Consider the following 16,787-nt stretch of genomic DNA (forward strand, 5'->3'; position numbering starts at 1 on the left):
CGGTCAGGCGGGCTCGGTTACGTCGAGGTTCAGCCCGGCGAGGTAGTCGCAGTCGCGGGCCGCCATGGTGGCGGCCCAGCTGCGGAAGGCCGCGACCTTGGGCTCGTGCCACTTGTCGCGCGGGCCGAGGATCGAGATGCCGCCCATGGGCGAGGGGCAGACCATGTCGGGAAGCGGCATGACGAGGGTGCCGCCCTCGAACTCCTCGCGGCAGAGGACGATGTCGCCCATCACGATGCCGGTGCCCATGACCGCCGCTTTGGCGGCGATGTCGAGGTTTGGGAAATCGTCGCCCGAGGCCGGGTCGACGCCGGTGACGCTGAACGCCTCGAGCCAGTCGCGCCAGTCGAGATGGGTGGACGTTTCGTGCAGGAGCACGTGGCGGGCGAGATCCTGTGGCGTGTCGAACCGCGGCTTGCCGGCCAGCAGCGCGGGTGCGCAGGCCGGGGTGAGGTAGACCGGGAAGAGCGTTTCCGAGACGATGTCGGGCGCGCGGGTGGGCCAGTGTTCGCAGGAGAAGCCGATGTCGAACTCGGTCATGTCGAAGCCGAGATGGCCGTGGAAATCGGTGGTGAGGCGCACGCGGATATCGGGGTGGGCGCGGCGGAAATCCTCGAGCCGGGGGATCAGCCAGCGGATCGAGGTGGCCGGCGGGCAGATGATGCGCAGGTCGCCGGTGTCGGCGGTCAGCCGGTCGGTTTCGCGGCGGATCAGGGCGAAGGCCTCGGACAGGGCGGGCAGGAGCTGTCGGCCCGCGTTGGTCAGCCGGACGCCCTTGGCCTGCCGGACGAAGAGTTGCACGCCGAGATGATCCTCGAGCTGGCGGACGTGGCGGCTGATGGCGCCGCGGGTGACGTGAAGCTCGTCGGAGGCGCCGATGAAGCCCTCGTGGCGGGCGGCGGCCTCGAAAGCGCGCAGGGCGTTGAGCGGGGGCAGGGGCATAAGGCGGGTCCAAGGATCAAATTCTGTGATCCATGGTACGAGAAAGCCTGATTTGATTGCAAGCGTGGCGCTGGGATAATCTGAGCGCAGGTTCACCCTATTTGCCGGATTAACGCCATGAATACCGCAAACCCTGCCAGTTTCTCTTTCCCCGCCTCGCCCGGATCGCGGCGGAGGTTGCCGTTTGGGGGATGGAGGAAACCTGACCCTAAGACGGGAACGGCGCGAGGGCTGGCGGAGGCGCTGGAACGGCTGGCGCTGACCTCGCCGCATCTGCTGGCCGATATGGGGTTCGAGATGGATGGCGGCGCGGCGAGCCCGACGCGGACGGTGTGGCGGCGGGGGCGGCTGAGCGTGACGATCGAGCGGGGGGATGTGGCGGAGGTGCGTGTCGAAACCGGAGGCTGAACGCCTGGCGGGGTGACATTTGCCCACGCGCGACGGCGCGTGTCGCAAATGACATGGATTTGCGCCGTGCCCTCCGGAAGGATCGGGGGGAAAGGAGGGCCTGCCATGACAGATGCCCCTGTGTTCCCGACCGTCTCCCTCTCCATTTCCGATAGGTTTGTGCGATGAACCGCCCGCTGAGCCCGATTGCCCGGCCCGGGGCGGAACAGATCGCGCGGATCGCGGGATTCGCGCTGGATCGTGAGTTGGCCGTGCCGGAGCACGTGATGCGCCATGCCGCGACGCTGTTGATCGACACGCTGGGCGTGGCGGCGGGGGCGACGCGGCTGAAGGTGGGAAAGATCGCGCGGGATTACGCGGTGGATTTCCACGGGGCGGGCGCGGGCCGGTATGCCGCGCCGATGCTGTTCGACGGGCGGGTGGTGAGTATGCCGGGCGCCGCCTGGGCGCTGGCGACGCAGATCGACAACCTGGATGGCCATGACGGGTATTACCCGACCAAGGGGCATATCGGCTGTGCCGTGGTGCCGGCGCTGTTTGCCTATGCCGAGCGGCATCCGGAGCTGACCGGGCCGCAGGCGTTGAGGGCGATGGTGATGGCTTACGAGGTGGCGACGCGGGCGGCGTTGGCGCTGCACGGGACGGTGAGCGATTACCACACGTCGGGCGCGTGGAACGGGCTGGGGGTGGCGGCGCTGGGCTGTCACCTGGAGAACGCGGGGACGGAGGTGTTGCGCCACGCGCTGGGGATTGCGGAGTATCACGGGCCGCGCAGCCAGATGATGCGGGAGATCGACAATCCGACGATGCTGCATGATGGCTCGGGCATGGGGGCGCTGGTAGGGGTGAACGCGGCGCTGCTGGCGATGCGGGGGTTCACCGGGGCGCCGGCGATTACCGCCGAGGCGCCGGAGGTTGCGGTGTACTGGGAGGATCTCGGGGCCGAGTGGACGGTGGCGGAGAATTACATCAAGCCCTATCCGAGTTGCCGCTGGGGGCATCCGGCGGTGGATGCGATGCGGAAACTGCGGGAAGAGCATGGGCTGACCGCCGATCAGGTGGCGTCGGTCGAGGTGCGGACCTTCGACGAGGCGGCACGGCTCTATGCGGGGATGCCCGAGACGACGACGCAGGCGCAGTATTCGCTGCATTACGTGGTGGCGGTGATGTTGCAGCATGGCACGCTGGCGCCCCGGCACGTGGCGGACGAGGGGTTGGATGACGCGGACGTTGCGGCGATCATTCCGCGGATCACGGCGGTGGCGACGGAGAAGCACAATGCCCGCTTTCCCGCGGGGCGCTGGTCGGATATCGAGGTGACGCTGAGGGATGGGCGCAAGTTGCACTCGAGCGATGTGCCCGCCAGTGGCGGCCCCGGCGCGTGGCGCACCGATGCCGAGGTCGAGGCGAAGTTCCACGATTTCTGCGAGGGCGTTCTGTCCCCGGCCCGCATCCGCGCGATCTGGGCGATGCGGGACGCGATGTTGGACGAGACGGTGACGCTGGCCGATCTGGCGCGGCTGGTCACCCCGGAAGGAGACGCATGAGCAGGGACGCCCCGAGGGTAATCATCATGAACGACGCCGCCGGCCCGATGGCGGCACGGCTGCGCGAGGCCGTGCCGGAGGCAGAGGTGGCCGAGCTGACGCGGTACGAGGAGACCGCAGCGCTGTTGGCGGAGTTTCGGCCGGACGTGGTGTATTCGATCAAGTTTGCCGGGAACGAGGGGTTTCCGGTGGAGGCGCTGTTCGGGCCGGACGGGCCGGAATGGGTATCGGTCGGGGGGTCGGGGTGCGATCACCTCGGGACGTGGGATGCCGGGCGGGTGACGGTGACCAATTCGGCGGGCGTGGCCGCGCATATGATGGCCGAATATGCCTTTGGCTGTGCGCTGCATTTCAGCCTCGATATCCCGGGGCTGGCGAAGGACAAGGCGGCGCGGCGGTGGGACAGTGCGCGGATGATGGCGCCGCTGAAGGGCCGGACGCTAGTGATCGTGGGGCTGGGCCAGACCGGGCAGGCGGTGGCCGCGCGGGGGCAGGCGTTCGGGATGCACGTGATCGGCACGCGGGCGCGGCCGGAGCCGATGGAGAACCTCGACGAGGTTCATGCGGCGGATGCGTTGCCGGAGCTGTGGGGGCGGGCGGACATGATCGTGGTCGCCGTGCCGCTGCTGCCGTCGACGCGGGGCATGATCGGGGCGGCGGATTTCGCGGCGATGAAGTGTTCGGCGGTGGTGGTGGATGTGTCGCGCGGGGGCGTGATCGACAGCGGGGCGCTTCTTGCGGCGTTGCAAGAGGGCCGGATTGCCGGGGCGGGGCTCGACGTGTTCGCGGAGGAGCCGCTGCCGGAGGAGAGCCCGTTCTGGGACCTCGACAACATCATCCTGTCGCCGCACGCGTCGGGGGTGTACGAAGGGTGGGATTTGAATTCCTTCGACATGTTCATCGAGAATTTGAAGCGTTGGCAGCGGGGCGAGGCATTGAGCAACGTGGTCGAGCCGGCGCGCGGATACTGAAAGGACACAGCCCATGGCAGAGCGGTTTCGCGGCGTGATCACGCCGATCCTGACGCCTTACAACGACGATTACGGCATCGCGGAGGATCTGTACCTTGAGCATGCCGGCGCCTGCCTCGAGGGCGGGGCGCACTACATCTCGCCCTTCGGCACCACGTCGGAGGCGCTGAGCCAGTCGATGCGGGAGCGGATGGCGATGGTGGAAATGCTGGCCTCTTCCGGCACCGCGAGGCCGGGGCAGATGATGCCGGGCACGGGGCTGTGCAACATGGAGGAGACGGAGACGCTCTGCCGCCATGCGGTGGAGCTGGGCTGTGCGGCGGTGATGGTGCTGCCGCCGTTCTTCTTCGTGAACGCGGGGGACGAGGGGCTGTACCGGTATTTCAGCGGGCTGATCGAGCGGGTGGGGTCGGACCGGCTGAAGGTGTGTCTCTATCATATTCCGCAGATGGCGGGGATCGGGATATCGCCGGCGCTGGCCGGCCGTCTGAACGCGGCGTTTCCGGAGGTGGTGGTGGCCTACAAGGACAGCTCGGGCAACTGGGAGAATACCAAGGCCGTGATCGAGGCGGCGCCGGGGATCTCGGTGTTTCCGGGGTCGGAGAGCCTGATGGTCGAGGCGGTGAAGCTGGGCGGGGGCGGGTGCATCTCGGCCAGTTGCAATTCGAACGTGGCGGCGATCCGGGGTGTGTACGACCTTGTGGAGGCGGGGCAGTGGGAGGCGGCCGAGGCGGCTTTGGGGCCGGTCAACGTGCATCGCAAGGCGGTACAGGATGGCGGGCTGATCCCGGCGCTGAAGGCGTTGAAGGCATACCGGTCGGGGGATCGGCGCTGGCTGAACCTGCGGCCGCCGCTGGAGAATGCGGACCCGGCGCTGGGCGAGAGGCTGGCGGGGACGCTTTGAGGGGCTGCGCGGAATTTTGGAAAATTCCGGGGTAGAAAATTCGAATTTTCTACCCCGTTTTCCGCGCGGGGAACGTGCCCCCGCAACCGGTCAGTTGATCGTCGAGTCGAGCCCTTCCGGCTGGCCCACGACCACGAAGGTGAGCTTCTCGGGGTCGAGCCATTCGCGGGCGACGCGGTTCACGTCTTCGAGCGTCACGGCGTTCATCTTGTCGTTGCGCGTGGCGATGTAGTCGCGGGGCAGCCCGTCGACCTGCATGCCGACGGCGATGTCGGCGATGGGGCCGTTGCCGTCGAAGCGGAGGGGGTAGGCGCCGGTGATGTAGGTCTTGGCGTCTTCCAGTTCCTCGGCGGTGACGCCCTCTTCCCTGATGAGTGACCACTGGTCGCGGATCACCTCGATGGCCTCGGCGACGCGGTCGTTGGCCGAGGAGACCGAGCCGAGCCATGTCTGGGCGTTGTCCTTGAGCGAGAGGTAGGAATAGACGCCGTAGGTCAGGCCGCGTTTCTGGCGCACCTCGGTCATCAGCCGGCTGGAGAAGCCGCCGCCGCCGATGATGTGGTTGAGGATGTAGGCGGCGAAGAAATCGGGGTCGTCGCGCTCGATGCCGGGCTGGCCGAAGATCACGGCGGATTGCGGGGTCTCGTAGTCGATCACCTTGACGCCGCCGGGCATGTTGGTGTCGGCCGGGCCCGGCAGGGGGGCGCCGGTGGCGGGCAGGTCGCCCAGCAGGTCGTCGACCAGGGCGGCGACCTCGTCGGCGGTGATGTCGCCCACGGCGCTGACATAGACCCGGTCGCGGGCGAAGACGGCCTTGTGCGCGGCCTGGATGTCCTCGCGCGTGAGGCTGGTCACGCTGTCGATCGTGCCGTCCTCGGGGCCGCCATAGGGGTGATCGCCGAAGACCAGCTCCGCGAAGGCGTTGCGCACGATCTCGTCGGGATCCTTCAGGCTGGATTGCAGGATCGAGACGATCTGGGCGCGGACCCGCTCGATGTCGGGGGGGTTGAAGGCGGGCTGGACGATGCTGCCGCGCAGGAGGTCGATCGCCTCGTCGCGGGTTTCGGTGAGGAAGCGGGCCGAGACGCTGACGGCGTCGTCGCTGGCCTGGTAGGAGAATTCGGCGGCGATTTCCTCGGCGGCGCGGGCGAAGGCGCGGGAATCCATGTCGCCGTTGCCCTCTTCCAGCAGGGCGGTCATCAGGCTGATCGCGCCGTCCTTGCCCTCGGCGTCGAGGGAGGTGCCGCCGCGAAAGCGCAGTTCCAGCGCGACGAAGGGGAGGGAGTGTTCCTCGACCAGCCAGACCTCGATGCCGCCGGGGGTGGTGACCTCCTGGATGTCGACATCGGCCCGGGCGGGCAGGGCGGCGGCGAGGGCCACCAGCATCACCGGGGCGAAGAGGAATCTTGCAAAGCTCATTGGGTCACCTCCGGCGCCTTTGTCCAGCCGGTCACGGCCTTGTCGCGGTTGAATACCTTGCGGGCGGCGGCGAGCACGTCTTCGGCGGTCACCGCCTGGAGCACGTCGGGCCAGGCCTGCACGTCCTCGACCGTCAGTCCCTGGGTCAGGGCGCGGCCATAGCGGTTCGCCACGTCGTTCACGTCGTCGCGGGCGTAGATCTCGTCGGCCTTGAGCTGCATCTTGATGCGCTCGAGCTGATCCTGGTTGATGCCCTCTTCGAGGAAGGTGGCGATCACGCCGTCCATGGCATCCTCGATCTCCTGCAGGCTCACGCCGGCGGCCGGGGCGACGATCAGGTCGAAGGTGGTGTCGTCGAGCGACTTGCCGCTGTAATAGGCCGAGGTGTAGACCGCCTTGCTTTCGTCGAACTGCAGCTTCTCGGAGAGCAGCGAGGTGATGCCGCCGCCGAGGATCTCGGCCAGCACGGTCAGCGCGGCGGCCTCGTCCTGCTCGCCGCTGTCGCGCTCGGGGGCGAGGTAGCTGCGCATCACGTAGGGCTGGCCGACGCGGGGATCCTCGTAGATCAGCCGGCGCTCGGCCATCTGGCGGGGCTCCTGCGGGCGGGCGCGTTCGGGCAGGTTCGGGTTGCGCGGCAGGGCGCCGTAATATTGCTCGGCCAGCGCCTTGACCTCCTCGGGCTGGACGTCGCCGGCGACGATCAGCACGGCGTTGTTGGGGGCGTAGTAGGTCTGGTAGAAATCCAGCGCGTCCTGCAGGTCGAGCTCGCGCATCTCGTGCTGCCAGCCGATGATCGGCACGCCGTAGCGGTGGTTGAGGTACTGGGCGGCGTTGGCCTGTTCGCGGAACAGGGCGCCGGGGTTGTTCTCGACCCGCATGTTGCGTTCCTCGATGATGACGTCGCGCTCGGCCGCGATGACCGACTCGTCGAGCTGGAGGTTGACCATGCGGTCGCTTTCCATCTTCATCATCAGTTCCAGCCGGTCGGCGGCGACGCGCTGGAAATAGGCGGTGTAGTCGAAGCTGGTGAAGGCGTTGTCGCGCCCGCCGTTGCGGGCGACGGTGGCCGAGAATTCGCCGTCCTCAAGCGTCCGGGTGCCGCGGAAGAGCAGGTGTTCGAGGAAGTGGGCCACGCCGGAGACGCCGGGCCGTTCATCGGCCGAGCCGGCCTTGTACCAGACCATGTGCACGACCACGGGGGCGCGGTGATCCTCGATCACGACGACCTCCATCCCGTTGTCGAGCATGTAGGACGTGACCTGTTCGTCGGCCTGCGCCGGTGCTGCCGCCGTGAGAACCACGGCGAGCATGGCCAGAAATCTCGTCATGGCCTGCCTCCCTGCCATCAAATCGCTTTGCCAATCGGCTATACCCGCGAAGATACGGGCGTGCCATGGCATTTCAATGCATCTGAACGGGTTGTGAATGGCCGCGCCGGGTTAGCGCGAGGGCGGCGGTGCGGTGGGGGTGATGACACCGGCGTTGCGCATGCGGCGCTGTTCGGCTTCCGAATCGAGCCATTGCCGCTTGTAGGCGTCGGTGTAGTTGTCACGCGGCCCGATGCGCAGGATGTTGCGGCGGCCGTAGTTGCGACGGATCTTCTGGTCCTCGACGCTGAGGCGCTGGCGGATCGCCGGGTCGGTGCCGTAGCGCCCGGCATGGCGGACGAGGCCCGCGTCATTGGCGGAGATGCCGGTATCGGCCGTCGCCGCCGGGTTGCCGCCGAGGGCGGCGATGCCGTCGGCCTTGGGGTTCAGGTCGGTGCGGTTGGTGGCGCCGGGCTGCGGGGTGGGCAGGGCGGCATAGCTTTCCGGGGCCTCGAGCGGTTTGCCCGGGGTGATCGCGAACTCGTCCGGGCCGTTGCCGGTGTTCTGGAACCGGGTCAACGTTCCGTCGCGGTCGCGCGCACAGGCGGCCACGGCCAGCACCAGCCCAATCATCATGATCTTCCGCGGCAACGTCATTCCGCAAATCTCCCACTCTCGTCGCGCCGTGTCTAACCCATCGCGCGGGAAAGGTCACGCGGCCTTTTTGTCGCCGGTGAAGATTACCATACCGATGGCCCCGGCGAAAACCGCGATATCGGCCACGTTGAAGGCGTAGGGGTTGTCGATGCCGCAGCAGGACATGTTGAGGAAGTCGGCGACCGCCCCGTAGACCAGCCGGTCGACCACGTTGCCCATCGCCCCGCCGATCAGCAGGCCGGCGGAGATGTGCTGCCACACCCCGCCGGGTTCGCGGCGGATCCACCACAGGACGACGCCCGAGATCACCAGCGCGATGGCGATGAGGATCCAGCGGGTGGTGTCGGTGTCGCCCTGGAAGAGGCCGAAATTGATGCCGTAGTTCCACGCCATCCGGAAGTTGAGGAAAGGCGGCAGGATGTCGATCTCGCGCACACGGTCGAGTTCGAGCATGTGGACGACCCAGTATTTCGAAACCTGGTCGATCAGGAAGGTCAGGATGCCTGCGATGAGGAGGGTGCGCATTGGTGGTGTCCTTGCCCTGGCGGGGGGTTAGTGCCGGAAGTGGCGCATGCCGGTCAGGACCATGGCGAGCCCGGCCTCGTCTGCGGCGGCGATCACGTCGTCGTCGCGCATCGAGCCGCCGGGCTGGATCACGGCGGTCGCCCCGGCCTCGGCCGCGGTGAGCAGGCCGTCGGCAAAGGGGAAGAAGGCGTCGGAGGCCACCACGCTGCCTTGGGTGAGGGGGGCGTCGAGGCCGAGTTCCTTCGCCATGTCCGCCGATTTCCGGGCGGCGATGCGGCAACTGTCGACGCGGCTCATCTGGCCGGCGCCGATGCCGACGGTGGCGCCGTCCTGCACGTAGACGATGGCGTTGGACTTGACGTGCTTGGCGACTTTCCAGGCGAAGAGCATGTCGGCCATCTCGCGGTCCGACGGCGCGCGCTTGGTGACGACGCGCAGGTCGGTGACGTCGACCTGGCCGGTGTCCTTGTCCTGCACGAGGAAGCCGCCGGAGACCTGTTTGATGGCGAGAAGCGAGGCCGTGGGGCTGGCGAGCTTCTCGGTGGTCAGCAGGCGGAGGTTCTTCTTGGCGGCGAAGATCGCCTTGGCGTCGTCATCGGCGCCGGGGGCGATGACCACCTCGGTGAAGATCTTGGCGATCTCCTCGGCGGTTTCGCCGTCGAGGGGCTGGTTGAGGGCGATGATGCCGCCGAAGGCGCTGGTGCGGTCGCAGTCGAAGGCGCGCCTGTAGGCGTCGCGCAATGTCGGGCCCTGGGCCACGCCGCAAGGGTTGGCGTGCTTGATGATGGCGCAGGCGGGGCCCTCGTCGGTGGGGTATTCGCTGACCAGCTCGAACGCGGCGTCGGTGTCGTTGATGTTGTTGTAGCTGAGTTCCTTGCCCTGGTGCTGGGTGGCGGTGGCGACGCCGGGGCGGGCGGAGCCGTCCTTGTAGAAGGCGGCGGACTGGTGCGGGTTCTCGCCGTAGCGGAGGGTTTGCCCGAGCGTGCCGCCGAAGGCGCGGCGGCGGGGGGTCTTGTCGCCCAGCGCCTGGGCCATCCAGCCGGAGACGGCCGCGTCATAGGCGCCGGTGCGGGCATAGGCGGTGAGCGCGAGGCGCTGGCGGAAGGCATAGGTCGTCTGGCCGTCATGGGCGTCGAGTTCTTCCAGCAGGGGCTGGTAATCCTCGACATCGACGACGACCGAGACGAAAGCGTGGTTCTTGGCCGCCGCGCGGATCATGGCCGGGCCGCCGATATCGATGTTCTCGATGCAGGTGTCGTAATCGGCGCCCTTGGCGACCGTTTCCTCGAACGGGTAGAGGTTGACGACCAGCAGGTCGATCGGGCCGATGCCGTGCTGTTCCATGGCCGCCACGTGATCGGCATTGTCGCGCAGCGCCAGCAGGCCGCCATGGACCATCGGGTGCAGGGTTTTCACGCGGCCGTCCATCATCTCGGGGAAGCCCGTCACATCCGCCACGTCGCGCACGTCGAGGCCGGCCTCGCGCAGGGTCTTGGCGCTGCCGCCAGTCGAGAGGAGTTCTACCCCGCGTTCGGAGAGGGCCTTGCCCAGCCGGACCAGCCCGGTCTTGTCGGAAACGGAAAGCAGGGCGCGGCGCAGGGGCGCAAGATCGGTCATCGGCAGCATGTCCTTGGTCGGTTCAGGTCAGGGTTCGGTCACCGGGTCGAGCCCGTCGCGCGCCAGATCGCGGATGCCTATCGGCGAGTCCTGCGGCTTGGCCAGTGACCATCTCACGCGGGTCGCATACTCCATCATGCGGCCGGAGAGAACAATCTGTTTGGTCGCACGGGGCTTGAGCCGCGTTTTTTGCAGGTAAACGCTGCCTTCGAGGGACATTTCGACGTTACCGTCGACCCGCATGACCCAGATTTCGCCGCTCATCAGCGCCATCGAGGCCGCGGTGCCGCCCATGTCGAGCGAGACGTCGACATCCGGGTGCAGGTGAAAGCGGATGTCGAAGGGGATGCCCTCGAGCCCGGAGGCGTCGAGCGCCTTGTCGAAGCGGGCCTTGTCGTTTTCGTCGAGGGTGACCAGCATGTCCTCGCCCGCCAGCCCGCGGCCGTCGAAGGTGAGTTCCAGCTTGCGGACATGGGTGAGGCCGTAATCGCGGACATAGCCGTCATGCCCGCCCTCGAAGCGCAGCCCGTCGGAGGCGTGGCTGATCTCGATCGGGACGCGGCGGGGGGCGCTGACGAGGTAGTCGAACCCGTCGCGGGGGGCGCCGAGCCGGGCGCTGGACTGTTCGTTGAGGACGAGGGTGGAATGCGAGGGGGTGGCGCGGCCGGCGCGGCGCCATTCCTGCCCGAAGTTGACGCCCGAGCCGCAATTGACGATCAGCGGGCGGCGGCCGGAGGTCAGCTCGAAGGCGAGGGTGGAGGCGTGCGCCTCGGCCGAGGCCTTGCCCTGTGGCGGCGGGGCGGCATCGACGATGACGCTGGTGCGGCCGGCGCTGAGCCGGAGGAAGCCCATGGAGAGGCCGTTCGCCGCGCGGGCCTTGACGCCGCTGTTGGCCAGCGCGTGGTCGAGCCGGCCTTCGAGCCCCTTGCCGCCGCCGTGGAAACGGGCCAGCCCACCATCGGCGTGGCGCAGGGTGCGCAGGGTGGGGGCGATGCGTTCGATGGCCGACCAGTGGGCGTTGCTGACGCCCTTGCCGGATTCGCCCAGCGCGACGGCGGCCCATGTCAGCAGGGTGAAGACGTCGAGCAATTCCTCGGGGTTGCGGGTGGGCAGGCCGCCCCGGGCGTCGATCTGGTCGTTGCATTCGCGGCCCAGCGCGGCGACGGCGGGGTCGACCTGGCTTTCCATGCCTTCCAGCGAGATGCCGGCATAGATCAGCCCGGTCAGCGCCTCGAATCGCGGCAGGCCGGGGGAGGTGGCGGACCAGCGGCGGCCGAGGAAGATGGTCTGGGCCGCCATCGAGCGGTAGAAGGCGCGGGAGTGTTCGCTGCCCAGCCCGTTGAGCAGGAAGAAGGCATGGCTGATCCAGCGGATCAGGCGGCGGCCGGTGAGGTTCGGCGTCCAGCCCGGACCGCGGCCGCGGCCGTAAAGCTCGATCCAGCCGCGGAGCCATTCCTGCGCGCGGGCGCGGGCGGTGGCGTCGCCGGCGGCAACGAGATCGTCGAGCCAGCCGAACCCGTGCAGCGCCTCGGCGAAGGCGTGGTCGGGCGGGGTGAGCTCCCACATGTCGGTGTCGGGCTGCTGGAGCAGGTGGCCGGCGAAGAGGAAGTTGCCGGCGGCCAGCTGCCGGCCGCGGGCATAGCTGCCGATGGTGCGGGGTTCGGGGCGCGAGACGAAGGCCGTGGCGGGCCGGCCCAGCACCGCCCTGCGGGCGGCGACCCGGTTCTGGAACCGCGTCCAGCGCGCGGTCAGCTTTTCCGCTGTTGCCATGCCTTGATGCCTCTTCACGCTCTTCTCGGCGCCGTTTGGCGGAGTATAGCGCGGGAGCGGGGTCAAGTCACGGCAGATTGCGGGCTGCCCGTGGTGCTTTCAGGAAAGCGCCGGTGGCGCCTCAGGCGTTGACCAGCGCCATGAAGATCAGCACGACGACGATCAGCACGCAGTTCCAGGCCGTGAAACGGATGAAGCCCTCGAAGGTCTTCTCGTGGTCCTGGATGTCCATTTCGCCATGTTTGTGGTCAGCCATCTGGGGTCGTTCCCTGCTTGGAAATTACGCGGTCGGAGGTGTGGATAGCGCATTTGCCGGGGGCTGTCACCACCCTGTGCGCCCTGTGGCCCGAAATGTCGCAAGGCGCGGGGCCTCAGGCGGTTTCGAGGTCTTCCACGAGGCGGAAGCCGATGCGGTTGGGCTCGACGTGGTCGATCTTCTTCGGAAGGGCGCGCAGCATGACGCTGAGCTGGGTGACGTGCTGGATGAGCTGGGTTTTCACGCCGTTCGCGTCGCTGCCGTAGAAGGTGACGATGTCGGGGTCGAAGAAGCCCATCCCCTCGATCCGGATGACGCCGGTGTCGCCGCCGGCGAATCCGATGGCGATCTCGTGCTCGTTGTCGAGGGTCTTCTCGAAGTTCTTGATGTAGAGGATCAGCCGTTCATAGGCCCATTGCGCCTCGCTCTTCTGCTTGACGGGGGAGAGGCGGACGCCGGCGGTCACGTCGCGCCCGCCCTTGCAGGTGGCGGGGTCGGCATGGACCTCGTGACAGCGCGGGATGGCGGCGTCTTCGGCGGCTTCGGCCGCGGTTCTGATTTCGTCGTCCATGTGTCGTCTCACTCCGGGCTGCTCTGCCAAAGCCATGCGCCATCGTCGCGGCGGCGGCGCGTGATTTCGCCAGCGTGGTGGAGATGATTGAGATGTGCAACCGTCTCGACCAATGCAAGCCCGTAGATGCCGGCGTCGATCGGCCGTTTGAAGAGCGGGGGGAAGCATTCGGCGGCGGTGCGGGGCTCGGCCAGGTGGGCGCGGAGGCGGTCGAGCGCGCCGTGGTGGTTCTCGATGAGCTGGCGCATCCGCATGGGCAGGCCGAGGAAGGGCCGCTTGTGACCGCTGAGGACGAGGTGGTGTTCGCGGGCGAGCGAGCGGAAGCGGCCGCAGGCTTCCAGCCAGTCGGCGACGGGGTCGGCCTCGGGCTCGGTGGGGTGGACGCCGATATTGGGGCTGATGGAGGAGATGATCTGGTCGCCGGCGATGACGAGGTTGTCGTCGCGGCTCCAAAGGGTGAGGTGCTCGGGGGCGTGGCCGTTGCCGATATGGATGTCCCATGTGCGGCCGCCGACGCGGAGCGTGTCGCCTTCCTTGACGCGGGTGTAGCCCACCGGCAGGGGGTGGCAGACATCGGAGAAGTTGAAGGGGCGTTCGGCCTTGCGGCTCTCGTAGATCTCGGGGTCCATGCCGGCGGCGCGCCAGAAGGCGAGGGCCTGGGGGGTGGGGGCCTCCTCGGTGTCGAGGATCAGCATCCGGGAGAAGAGCCATGCGGTGCGGGTGGTGATCAGCACGGCCCCGAAACGCTCCATCAGCCAGCCGGCCATGCCGACATGGTCGGGGTGGTGGTGGGTGAGGATGATACGCGAGACGGGCTTGCCGGCGAGCGGTCCGGTGAGCAGCCCTTCCCACAGCGCGACGCTGTGAGAGGTTTTCATGCCGGTATCCACGACGGTCCAGCCGTCGCCGTCATCCAGCGCGTAGATGTTGACGTGGTCGAGCGCCATGGGCAGGGGCAGGCGGATCCAGAGGACGCCCGGCGCCACCTCGAGGGCGGCGCCGTTGTCGGGCGGATCGGGGAAGGGGTAGCGCAGGGTCTGGTTCGGGCCGTCCGTCATGCGACGAGGTCGTCCGGTGTCAGCGCGTAGAGGTCGTCGGCCCCGGCGGTGGCGTGGGCGATTTGGCCTGCGTGCTCGGGCAGGAGGCGCTTGATGTAGAAGCGCGCCAGCCGGGTGCGCTTGCCCTCGCCGCCCTCGGCCGAGGCCGAGCAGAGGTGGAAATGGCCGCCCAGCACGCGCGCCCAGGCGCGCAGGAAGGGGACGGAGCCGGCGAAGCGGTCGGTCATGTTCTTCTGCGCGACCATCCACTCGGTCGCCTCGCGCAGGGATTCGGTGGCGTTCCACACCGGCTCGGCCAGCTCGGGCAGGGTGCTTCGCGCGCTTTCGGCGTGGCGCTCGATCTCGTCGAGCAGGGCATAGGCGGCCTCGCCCCCGTCCATCAGCTTGCGGCCGGCTAGGTCCATCGACTGGATGCCGTTGGTGCCCTCGTAGATGGCGGTGACCCGGACGTCGCGGGCATACTGGGCGGCGCCGGTTTCCTCGATATAGCCCATGCCGCCATGCACCTGAATGCCGAGATCGCTGACCGCGATGCCGGTATCGGTGCCGAAGGCCTTGGTGATGGGGGTGAGGAAGGCGGCGCGGGCGGTCCAGTCGGGCTTGCCGGTGGCGTGGGCCATGTCGATCGCCACGGCGTTGGCCAGCGCGATGGCGCGGGCGGCGGCGGTTTCGGCCTTCATGGTGGTCAGCATCCGGCGCACGTCGGCGTGGTCGATGATGGTGCCGGTGCCGTTCTCGAGCGGGGTCTTGCCCTGGGTGCGCTCCTTTGCGTAGGCGATGGCGTGCTGCAGCGCGCCCTCGGCCGCGCCGATGCCCTGGACGCCGACGCCGAGGCGGGCGTTGTTCATCATGGTGAACATGCAGCGCATGCCGTCATGTTCCTCGCCGATGAGCCAGCCCTGGGCGCCGTCATACTGCATCACGGCAGTCGGGCTGCCGTGCAGGCCCATCTTGTGTTCGAGGCTGACGACCTTGAGGTCGTTGGGTTTGCCGGGGGCGCCGTTCTCGTCGGGGATGTACTTGGGCACGAGGAACAGGCTGATTCCCTTGGTGCCGGGCACGCCGTCGGGCAGGCGGGCGAGGACGAGGTGGCAGACGTTCTCGGTGAAGTCGTTGTCGCCCCAGCTGATATAGATCTTCTGGCCGGTGATGGCGTAGGAGCCGTCGCCGTTGGGCTCGGCCCGGGTGCGGAGCGCGCCCACGTCGCTGCCGGCCTGCGCCTCTGTCAGGTTCATGGTGCCGGACCATTCGCCGGAGATGAGCTTGGGCAGGTAGGTTTCGCGAATCGCGTCGCTGGCGTGGTTTTCCAGCGCCTCGATCTGGCCCTGGGTCATCAGCGGGTTGAGCTGCAGGCTGAGGCAGGCGCCGCTCATCATCTCGTTGACGGCGGTGGTCACGGCCATGGGCAGGCCCATGCCGCCGTTTACCTGAGAGGCGGAGATCGAGACCCAGCCGCCCTCGGCGATGGCCTTGTAGCCCTCGTCGAAGCCGGGGCTGGTGCGGACGATGCCGTTTTCGAGCCGGGCGGGGTGCAGGTCGCCCTCGCGTTGCAGGGGGGCGAGCACCGCTTCGCACATGCGGCCGGCCTCGTTGAGGATGGCGGTGACCATGTCGGGGGTGGCGTCGGCGAAACGATCGGTCGCGGCGACGTCCTCGAGTTTCACGACATGGGAAAACAGGAAGTCGAATTCCTCGACAGGGGCGCGGTATGGCATCGGAAATCTCCTGATCTCAACGGTCCCGGCGGCCGGGGTGGCTTGGCTTCACCTGCCTCGGTCTGTATGCAGACGGCCTAGCCATAGCCTAGCCGGTGCCGGACTTCCATCAACCAAAACGCCGCGTCAGAGTTGATCATGCCTGTTGAAACCGCCCTTCTGAGTGCCGACCCGGACGGGTACGCCCGCGCCGCCGCGCTGCTGCGGGGCGGGGCGCTTGTCGCGTTTCCGACGGAGACGGTCTACGGGCTGGGGGGCGACGCGACGGATGACATGGCGGTGGCGCGGATCTTCGAGGCGAAGGGGCGGCCGCGGTTCAACCCGCTGATCGTGCATGTGGACGGGGTGGAGACGGCGCGGGAGTTCGTGGAATGGCCGCACGAGGCGGAGGTTCTGGCGAGCGCGTTCTGGCCCGGGCCGCTGACGCTGGTGCTGCCGATCAAGGCGGGTACGGGGATATCGGGGCTGGTGACGGCGGGGCTGCCCTCGCTGGCGGTGCGGGTGCCGGCGAACCCGGTGGCGCGGGCGTTGTTGCGGGCGTTTGGCGGGCCGGTGGCGGGGCCGTCGGCCAACCCCTCGGGGCGGATCAGCCCGACGACGGCGGCGCATGTGAAGGCGGGGCTTTCCGGGAAGATCGCGGCGGTGCTGGATGGCGGGGCCTGTGACGTGGGGGTGGAATCGACCATCGTCGGGTTGACGGACGCGCCGGTGCTGCTGCGCCCCGGTGGATTGCCGGCGGAGGCGGTGGAACAGGCGCTGGGCGCGCCGCTGGCGCGGCATGGCGCGGGGGGTGCGGTGACGGCGCCGGGGCAGTTGGCCTCGCATTATGCGCCGGGCGCGACCGTGCGGTTGGAGGCCGAGAGGCGGGAGCCGGGCGAGGTGTTGCTGGGGTTCGGGCAGGTCGAGTGTGATCTGAACCTGTCGGCGTCGGGCGACCTGACCGAGGCGGCGGCGAATCTCTTTGCGCATCTGCATGCGCTGGATGAAACGGGCAAGCCCATCGCCGTGTCGCCTATTCCCGAGCGGGGGTTGGGCAGGGCGATCAATGACCGGCTGCGCCGGGCTGCCGCGCCGCGGGATTAGGAAAGGGCGCGTCCCCCGGAGAGGTGCGCGCCCTTGG

16 protein-coding genes are annotated in these 16,787 nt (G+C 68.3%); 5 read left to right on the forward strand and 11 right to left on the reverse strand.

The window, feature by feature from the left end:
- Positions 1 to 3: 3 nt before the first annotated feature.
- On the reverse strand, positions 4 to 942 hold the full coding sequence (locus tag RLN94_RS10535) for a LysR substrate-binding domain-containing protein (RefSeq protein WP_350128957.1): 939 nt from the start codon (positions 940 to 942) through the stop codon (positions 4 to 6).
- 177 nt (positions 943 to 1,119) lie between these two features.
- On the opposite strand from RLN94_RS10535, the gene RLN94_RS10540 reads away from it, so the two are divergent.
- From RLN94_RS10540 to RLN94_RS10555, 4 genes are all read left to right on the forward strand, one after another.
- Entirely contained in the window at positions 1,120 to 1,350 is a 231-nt protein-coding gene (locus tag RLN94_RS10540) for a hypothetical protein (RefSeq protein ID WP_350128954.1), read from the forward strand.
- Between the two features lie 164 nt (positions 1,351 to 1,514).
- Positions 1,515 to 2,897 (forward strand): MmgE/PrpD family protein, encoded by a 1,383-nt coding sequence (locus RLN94_RS10545; protein WP_350128951.1) that lies wholly within the window; start codon positions 1,515 to 1,517, stop codon positions 2,895 to 2,897.
- On the forward strand, positions 2,894 to 3,868 hold the full coding sequence (locus RLN94_RS10550) for a D-2-hydroxyacid dehydrogenase (RefSeq protein WP_350128948.1): 975 nt from the start codon (positions 2,894 to 2,896) through the stop codon (positions 3,866 to 3,868). The genes RLN94_RS10545 and RLN94_RS10550 overlap by 4 nt, the downstream gene beginning before the upstream one ends.
- Positions 3,869 to 3,881: 13 nt before the next feature.
- The gene (locus RLN94_RS10555) at positions 3,882 to 4,772 is read left to right on the forward strand and encodes a dihydrodipicolinate synthase family protein (RefSeq protein ID WP_350128945.1); all 891 of its coding nucleotides are present in this window, start codon (positions 3,882 to 3,884) and stop codon (positions 4,770 to 4,772) included.
- A 90-nt stretch (positions 4,773 to 4,862) separates the two neighbouring features.
- Here the strand turns inward: RLN94_RS10555 and RLN94_RS10560 are convergent, their stop codons facing one another.
- From RLN94_RS10560 to RLN94_RS10605, 10 genes are all read right to left on the reverse strand, one after another.
- Complete coding sequence (locus RLN94_RS10560) at positions 4,863 to 6,191, reverse strand: M16 family metallopeptidase (protein WP_350128942.1); 1,329 nt, start codon at positions 6,189 to 6,191, stop codon at positions 4,863 to 4,865.
- A complete protein-coding gene (locus RLN94_RS10565; protein WP_350128939.1) occupies positions 6,188 to 7,519 on the reverse strand; it encodes a M16 family metallopeptidase in 1,332 nt (443 codons plus the stop codon). The genes RLN94_RS10560 and RLN94_RS10565 overlap by 4 nt, the downstream gene beginning before the upstream one ends.
- Before the next feature lie 111 nt (positions 7,520 to 7,630).
- Positions 7,631 to 8,155 carry a DUF3035 domain-containing protein gene (locus RLN94_RS10570; RefSeq protein WP_350128936.1) on the reverse strand — a complete coding sequence of 175 codons (525 nt, stop codon included), beginning with the start codon at positions 8,153 to 8,155 and terminating at the stop codon, positions 7,631 to 7,633.
- Positions 8,156 to 8,209: 54 nt separating this feature from the next.
- The gene (gene lspA, locus RLN94_RS10575; protein WP_350128933.1) at positions 8,210 to 8,680 is read right to left on the reverse strand and encodes a signal peptidase II; all 471 of its coding nucleotides are present in this window, start codon (positions 8,678 to 8,680) and stop codon (positions 8,210 to 8,212) included.
- A gap of 27 nt (positions 8,681 to 8,707) precedes the next feature.
- Positions 8,708 to 10,297 carry a bifunctional phosphoribosylaminoimidazolecarboxamide formyltransferase/IMP cyclohydrolase gene (purH, locus tag RLN94_RS10580; protein WP_350158338.1) on the reverse strand — a complete coding sequence of 530 codons (1,590 nt, stop codon included), beginning with the start codon at positions 10,295 to 10,297 and terminating at the stop codon, positions 8,708 to 8,710.
- A gap of 27 nt (positions 10,298 to 10,324) precedes the next feature.
- On the reverse strand, positions 10,325 to 12,067 hold the full coding sequence (locus RLN94_RS10585; RefSeq protein ID WP_350128927.1) for a heparinase II/III family protein: 1,743 nt from the start codon (positions 12,065 to 12,067) through the stop codon (positions 10,325 to 10,327).
- Positions 12,068 to 12,188: 121 nt separating this feature from the next.
- Positions 12,189 to 12,323: an aa3-type cytochrome c oxidase subunit IV gene (locus RLN94_RS10590; protein WP_350128924.1), complete on the reverse strand. Its 135-nt coding sequence runs from the start codon at positions 12,321 to 12,323 to the stop codon at positions 12,189 to 12,191.
- A gap of 115 nt (positions 12,324 to 12,438) precedes the next feature.
- Entirely contained in the window at positions 12,439 to 12,894 is a 456-nt protein-coding gene (locus RLN94_RS10595) for a DUF6173 family protein (protein WP_350128921.1), read from the reverse strand.
- Between the two features lie 8 nt (positions 12,895 to 12,902).
- Positions 12,903 to 13,952, reverse strand: coding sequence for an MBL fold metallo-hydrolase (locus RLN94_RS10600; protein ID WP_350128918.1), 1,050 nt, complete (start codon positions 13,950 to 13,952; stop codon positions 12,903 to 12,905).
- Positions 13,949 to 15,667, reverse strand: coding sequence for an acyl-CoA dehydrogenase (locus RLN94_RS10605; RefSeq protein WP_350128915.1), 1,719 nt, complete (start codon positions 15,665 to 15,667; stop codon positions 13,949 to 13,951). Before RLN94_RS10605 ends, RLN94_RS10600 begins: the two co-directional genes overlap by 4 nt.
- Before the next feature lie 138 nt (positions 15,668 to 15,805).
- On the opposite strand from RLN94_RS10605, the gene RLN94_RS10610 reads away from it, so the two are divergent.
- On the forward strand, positions 15,806 to 16,750 hold the full coding sequence (locus tag RLN94_RS10610; RefSeq protein ID WP_350128911.1) for an L-threonylcarbamoyladenylate synthase: 945 nt from the start codon (positions 15,806 to 15,808) through the stop codon (positions 16,748 to 16,750).
- Positions 16,751 to 16,787: the final 37 nt, after the last annotated feature.

Source organism: Roseovarius sp., from assembly GCF_040223625.1.
GTDB lineage: Bacteria > Pseudomonadota > Alphaproteobacteria > Rhodobacterales > Rhodobacteraceae > Roseovarius.

Excerpts from the sequence above, each read along its gene's own strand:
- RLN94_RS10550 (WP_350128948.1), top strand. The coding sequence starts at position 2,894 with ATGAGCAGGGACGCCCCGAGGGTAATCATCATGAACGACGCCGCCGGC.
- RLN94_RS10535 (WP_350128957.1), bottom strand. The coding sequence starts at position 942 with ATGCCCCTGCCCCCGCTCAACGCCCTGCGCGCTTTCGAGGCCGCCGCC.
- RLN94_RS10595 (WP_350128921.1), bottom strand. The coding sequence starts at position 12,894 with ATGGACGACGAAATCAGAACCGCGGCCGAAGCCGCCGAAGACGCCGCC.
- RLN94_RS10570 (WP_350128936.1), bottom strand. The coding sequence starts at position 8,155 with ATGACGTTGCCGCGGAAGATCATGATGATTGGGCTGGTGCTGGCCGTG.
- lspA (WP_350128933.1), bottom strand. The coding sequence starts at position 8,680 with ATGCGCACCCTCCTCATCGCAGGCATCCTGACCTTCCTGATCGACCAG.
- RLN94_RS10565 (WP_350128939.1), bottom strand. The coding sequence starts at position 7,519 with ATGACGAGATTTCTGGCCATGCTCGCCGTGGTTCTCACGGCGGCAGCA.
- RLN94_RS10545 (WP_350128951.1), top strand. The coding sequence starts at position 1,515 with ATGAACCGCCCGCTGAGCCCGATTGCCCGGCCCGGGGCGGAACAGATC.
- RLN94_RS10585 (WP_350128927.1), bottom strand. The coding sequence starts at position 12,067 with ATGGCAACAGCGGAAAAGCTGACCGCGCGCTGGACGCGGTTCCAGAAC.
- RLN94_RS10560 (WP_350128942.1), bottom strand. The coding sequence starts at position 6,191 with ATGAGCTTTGCAAGATTCCTCTTCGCCCCGGTGATGCTGGTGGCCCTC.
- RLN94_RS10605 (WP_350128915.1), bottom strand. The coding sequence starts at position 15,667 with ATGCCATACCGCGCCCCTGTCGAGGAATTCGACTTCCTGTTTTCCCAT.
- RLN94_RS10600 (WP_350128918.1), bottom strand. The coding sequence starts at position 13,952 with ATGACGGACGGCCCGAACCAGACCCTGCGCTACCCCTTCCCCGATCCG.
- RLN94_RS10590 (WP_350128924.1), bottom strand. The coding sequence starts at position 12,323 with ATGGCTGACCACAAACATGGCGAAATGGACATCCAGGACCACGAGAAG.
- purH (WP_350158338.1), bottom strand. The coding sequence starts at position 10,297 with ATGACCGATCTTGCGCCCCTGCGCCGCGCCCTGCTTTCCGTTTCCGAC.
- RLN94_RS10610 (WP_350128911.1), top strand. The coding sequence starts at position 15,806 with ATGCCTGTTGAAACCGCCCTTCTGAGTGCCGACCCGGACGGGTACGCC.
- RLN94_RS10555 (WP_350128945.1), top strand. The coding sequence starts at position 3,882 with ATGGCAGAGCGGTTTCGCGGCGTGATCACGCCGATCCTGACGCCTTAC.